3 protein-coding genes and 1 pseudogene are annotated in these 5,551 nt (G+C 34.6%); 2 read left to right on the top strand and 2 right to left on the bottom strand.

Features of this window, described 5'->3' with window-relative positions; translation table 11 throughout:
* Window positions 1-499, top strand: a 499-nt coding sequence (locus tag SOY52_RS02455) for a hypothetical protein (RefSeq protein WP_320847400.1), incomplete at its 5' end; no start/stop codon positions are given.
* Window positions 500-857: 358 nt separating this feature from the next.
* Here the strand turns inward: SOY52_RS02455 and rbr are convergent.
* Together rbr and SOY52_RS02450 are read right to left on the bottom strand one after the other, a co-directional pair.
* Entirely contained in the window at window positions 858-1,445 is a 588-nt protein-coding gene (gene rbr / locus SOY52_RS11150; RefSeq protein ID WP_414429579.1) for a rubrerythrin, read from the bottom strand.
* Window positions 1,428-2,900: pseudogene (locus SOY52_RS02450) on the bottom strand ([FeFe] hydrogenase, group A); the annotation flags it as partial. The pseudogene SOY52_RS02450 and the gene rbr, both read right to left, overlap by 18 nt.
* Before the next feature lie 177 nt (window positions 2,901-3,077).
* Between SOY52_RS02450 and SOY52_RS02445 the strand changes: the two are divergent.
* Window positions 3,078-5,153: an elongation factor G gene (locus SOY52_RS02445; RefSeq protein WP_320847398.1), complete on the top strand. Its 2,076-nt coding sequence runs from the start codon at window positions 3,078-3,080 to the stop codon at window positions 5,151-5,153.
* Window positions 5,154-5,551: the final 398 nt, after the last annotated feature.

Below are 5,551 nucleotides of genomic sequence, written 5' to 3'. Positions count from 1 at the left end.
GGAAAAGGATATCTTTGGGCTTGGAAAACAATTATATGAGTTTATAAGGAAAGAAAAAGAAATAAACTTGCCATTAAAAGATGGTAATAATATCATTTATGTAAATGCAGAAAATAAAGGTCGAGAAGATTTAAATAATCTGATGCAAAGTTTAATTTCTTATGATTTAAGTGAAATGAAAGACGAAGTGATTAAGGAGTGTGCGATGTATTATAAGACAACACAAAAAGGTGAAGATAAGGTTTGTGAAGCAATTAGAGAGTATGCAGCAAAATCCTATGATGAGGGCCTTAGAATTGGAAAAGCTGATGGCATTAAAATTGGAAAAGAGGATGGCATCAAAATTGGCAAAGCAGATGGCATCAATGAAGGTACTGTAAAAACACTAATTAATCTTGTTAATAGTGGCAATATAACACCCTCCTGTGCAATTGCTAACTCTGGTTTATCTAAAGAAGAGTTTACATCTATTGCTAAAGAATTAGGACTAAACTTTTAATCTTAAAACTTTATACTCAGCTTCTTTTAAAGGAGCTGGGTATAAAATAGTCATATTATTGGTTATCTATCTTCATTTTTTTTGATTATTTTGACTAGATTATTTCTATATAAAATAGCTATCTACATGATGATTCTATCTTTAAAATCATTTATCTGACGATCAACAACATTTCAAAAATGGACAATACGTATTAGGAATTGGGATGTAATAATCAATAAGTTGTTAATAATGCTTGCTGATAGAGTAAAACTATGCCTAATACTATTTACTCAAAACTATTGATAAACTTACCCGAAAAAAAAATTCCCTATCTTGGGTATTATTAGATAGGGAACAAAAAAAATGTTTGATTAAATCAGATTTTATTTACTTCGAAATATGACTGAGAGTATTTACAAACAGGACATACTTCTGGAGCCTTTAAGCCAACACAGATATGACCACAAACTCTGCATTCCCAAATTGTTAAGCTACCCTTTTCAAATACTTGGTTATTCTTAACATCGTTTAATAACTTTCTATAGCGCTCTTCGTGACGTTTTTCAATTGCACCAACAGCTCTAAAACGTGCAGCAAGCTCAGTAAAACCTTCTTCTTCTGCATCCTTTGCCATTCTATCATACATATCTGTCCACTCATAGTTTTCACCCTCTGCAGCTGCTAAAAGGTTTTCAGCAGATGAACCAATATGGCCAAGCTCTTGGAACCAGATTCTAGCATGTTCCTGCTCGTTTCTAGCTGTCTTTAAGAAGATTTCAGCAAGCTCCTCATATCCTTCTCTCTTTGCTACTTCAGAAAAATATGTATACTTGTTTCTTGCCTGGCTTTCACCAGCAAAAGCTTCTAATAAGTTCTTTTCTGTCTTAGTACCAGCATATGGATTTGATTCTGAAGCTTTTACCTCTTCAAGCTTTTCAAATGAAGAAGCAGGTTGTTTACAAATTGGACATTTAAAATCTTTTGGTAATTCATCACCTTCATAAACATAACCACAAACTTTACACTTAAATTTTGCCATTTTCTTAACTCCTTGATTTAAATCTTTTGATCTATCGATGTAAGAGGTATGTAACATACGCTCTGCTATCTCACTTAATGGTTTTTTATAAAACTCCTTATAAAGTAGTTTTATCTCTTCATTTTCATGACTAAGCTTATTAGCCATATCTTTATCACGCTTATAGAGAGATTCAACTCTTTTTCGTCTTGCTGTTTCTGCATCCTCCAAATTTTTAGGCTGTCCACCACCACCAATACATCCATTAGGACAAGTCATTACCTCGACAAAATGATAAACCTTATCACCATTTTTCAAATCGTTAATAAATTTTCTAGCGTTTTCAGTACCATAGATAACTGCGACATTAATAGATAAATCATTAATCTTAACAGTAGCTGTTCTAATTCCCTCACTACCCCTAACACTTTCTAATGTTGATAAAATATCCTTTTTTGGATTTTCTCCTGTAAGATAATAATATGCAGTTCTTAAAGCTGCCTCCATTACACCACCAGTATTGCCAAAGATTACACCAGAGCCAGAAGCTTCTCCCATTAAGGTATCGTACTTTCCATCTTCTAAGCTATTAAAGTCTATTCCCTCTTCCTTTGCCCAAATAGCTAGTTCCCTAGTAGTAACAACATAATCCATGTCTCTTAATTCAGGCTTATTTAAATACTTACCAGCACTATTAAATTCACTTCTTCTAATTTCAAACTTTTTGGCTGTACATGGAGTTAGTGCAACATTAACAATTTTCTCAGGATCAATATTCCTTTTCTTTGCAAAATAAGTCTTAATAGTAGGACCTTGCATACTAATTGGACTTTTTGCACTTGAAATATTAGGTATCATTTCAGGAAAGTAGGTTTCAACAAATTTTACCCATGCAGGACAACAGGAAGAAAATTGTGGAAGATTCTTATTTTCCTTAATTCTCTCTATTAATTCACTTGCTTCCTCAACAATTGTTAAGTCTGCAGCAAAGTTAGTATCTAGTACATAATCAGCACCAAGTTTTCTTAAAAGAGTAATCATCTTTGCTTCAGTAAAGCTACCAGCTGGAAGATTAAACTCTTCACCAAGTGCAACTCTAACAGATGGTGATGTACTAACAATTACGCATTTATCAGGATTTTTTATTGCCCTTTTTACTTCCTGATATTCATATACTTCACTAATGCTTCCTGTAGGACATACATTTGCACATTGCCCACAATTTATACAAATTGCTCTATCACCTGTTTTAGCTAAATCATATGTACCATGTACTCCTATATATTGGGTACATACATCTTTACAAGCACCACATTTGATGCATTTACTCTCATCCCTTTTGATGCTGATGTTGTCACTATCAATAGCAACACGTACTGAAAGAGGAAGATGATTAGACATTTATTATCTCCTTAATAGTAATTATTACTGTTAATAATTATATATCTATTTATTTTTTTATGCAATTAGGAATATTTATTGTTATTCAACTTCTATTTTTTATTTATTTTCCTTTACATTCGATATTTTGGGCTTTAACATTTTTATTAGACGCATTTTTTTCAAAAGGAGGAAATTATGAGCGTTCAATCAAAAGACCTCAGAAATGTGGCGCTTGTAGGCCATAATGGGACAGGAAAAACTAACTTAGTTGAGCAAATGCTTTTCTATGCGAACGTCCTGTCTAAACCTGAAACAGTAGAAAGTGGTAAAACCACATCAGACTACACCGAAGAAGAAATAGCAAGAAAAATATCAGTACATGCTTCCCTTAACTCATTCACATGGGAAGGTAAAACAATAAATATTATTGATACTCCGGGTACAGCAGATTTTATTGGTGAAGCAATTTGTGCATTCCGTTCATGTGAAGCTGCACTCATGGTTGTTGATGGCCGTATTGGTGCTCAGATTGAAACAATCAAATTATGGAGAAGACTTGATTCAAGAAATAAACCACGTGCTGTATTCATCAATAAGATGGATAAAGAGCGTGCTAGCTATAGACATGTAATCGATTCACTCGAAAGTGAATTCCAGTCACACTTTGTTCCTGTTGTAATGGCACTTGGTGAAGCAGAGGAATTCAAGGGTGTAATTAACCTTATTGAAAACCAAGCATATGAATTTGTACCAGGAGGAAAAGAAAAAGCTATTCCAATTCCTGAAAAATACGCAGCAGTTGTTGAAGACTTTAGAAATCGCTTAATTGAGAATGCAGCAGAAGGTGCTGATGATTTAATTGAAAAGTTCTTTGAAGAAGGAACATTAACAAGTGATGAAATTAGACGTGGTCTTAGAGAAGGCTTAAAGGATAATCGTGTTGTTCCAGTATTCTGTGGTGCTACAGATAAAGGTGCAGGTATTACTTCCCTTCTTAACTTCATCAGAAATAACTTCCCTAACCCACTTGATGGTTTTGATTTCAGAATTGATGAACAAGGTATCGAGCATACAACTCCAATTGATCCAAATGGTCCTGTTGCTGCATACTGCTTCAAAACTACTATTGACCAGTTCAGTGGTAAGCTTAGCTTTATCAAGGTTGTTGCAGGAAAGATTACTCCTGAAACAGATCTTTACAACCCAGATTTAAAAAAGAAAGAAAAACCAGGTAAGCTATACAGAGCTCTTGGTAAGAAACTTATCGAAGTAGATGCTTTAGAGGCAGGTGATATCGGTATTATTGCTAAGAGTAACATTACCTCTACTAACTGTTCTCTCCTCTCTGGTCCAGATGTTAACTATGTATTTAGACCAGTTAGACTTCCTCAGCCAGTATTCCAGCTTGCTGTAAGTACAGAGGATAAGAAGAGTGCTGATAAGATGAATGAAGCTCTCTACAAGATTGCTGAAGAGGATTTAACATTCCAGATTAAGATGAATCCTGAAACTAAGGAAACTGTAATCGGTGGTATGGGTGAGCTTCAAATCTCTATGATCCTTGAAAAGGTTCAAGAGAAGCAGAAGATTAAGATTAATACTCAAACTCCTCGTATCGCTTATCGTGAAACTATTACACGTAAGAGTGGTATTGCTGAATACTCACACAAGAAGCAGTCTGGTGGTCACGGACAGTTTGGTCGTGTACTTATTGAAATTGAACCAATCGAAAGAGGCTCTTACTATCAGTTTACTAATGCTATTAAGGGTGGAGCAATCTCTAAGGGTTATGTTCCAGGTATCGAAAAGGGTATTCAGGAATCAATGAGTGAAGGTTACTTAGCAGGATATCCACTAGTTGATATCGGTATCACACTTATCGATGGTAAGGAGCACCCAGTAGACTCTTCAGAAATGGCATTTAAGCTTGCTGCTAAGGGAGCTATGGAAATTGCTCTCTCTAAGGCTGGCTGTGTACTCTTAGAGCCTATCATGAAGCTTGAAGTATTCATCGAAAATGAATATCTTGGTTCAATCCTTTCAGACCTCTCTGCTAAGCGCGGTAGAGTACTTGGTCAGGAAGAAAAGGGACACCTTGTTGCAGTACAGGCAGAGGTACCAATGGCAGAGCTTAGAACATATGCTATCGACCTTAAGAGTATGACAAGTGGAACAGGTTCCTTCGAGCTTGAGTTCAGCCACTATGAAACTCTACAGGGTAGACTCGCAGATGAAGTTATTGCTGAAGCAAAAGCTGCAAAGGCTGAGTGATAAATCAAAGAAAAAAATATTCAGCAGGTGTAAAAGCCTGCTGATTTTTATATCTACAATCAAAAAGACTGATAAAAACTCTAGGGGGAATTAGAACCCATTCTCATTATAATTTCAAAATTGCATTTACCAAAAATCTATCACAAAAATAATTAGGTTTAATCAACTCCTTCATTACTAAGGAGTAAAAGCAAATATAATTTTGTATCTAATAAATATGCAGCAATATAGTAAAAAATAAAGGGGAATCAAAAAATTATTATTTAACGAACTCTTTACTTTAAAAGATTTTCATTATATGAAAGCCAGTATTCATTATCTTTTTCATCAAGTACAAAATACTGTTTATAATCTGTTCTAATTAAATTTCCCATTCGAGCAAGCCCAGCATTTAGATG

It is taken from the genome of Bullifex sp. (assembly GCF_034103065.1).
Lineage (GTDB): Bacteria > Spirochaetota > Spirochaetia > Sphaerochaetales > Sphaerochaetaceae > Bullifex.
This window is presented reverse-complemented; position numbering and strand designations above follow the sequence as displayed.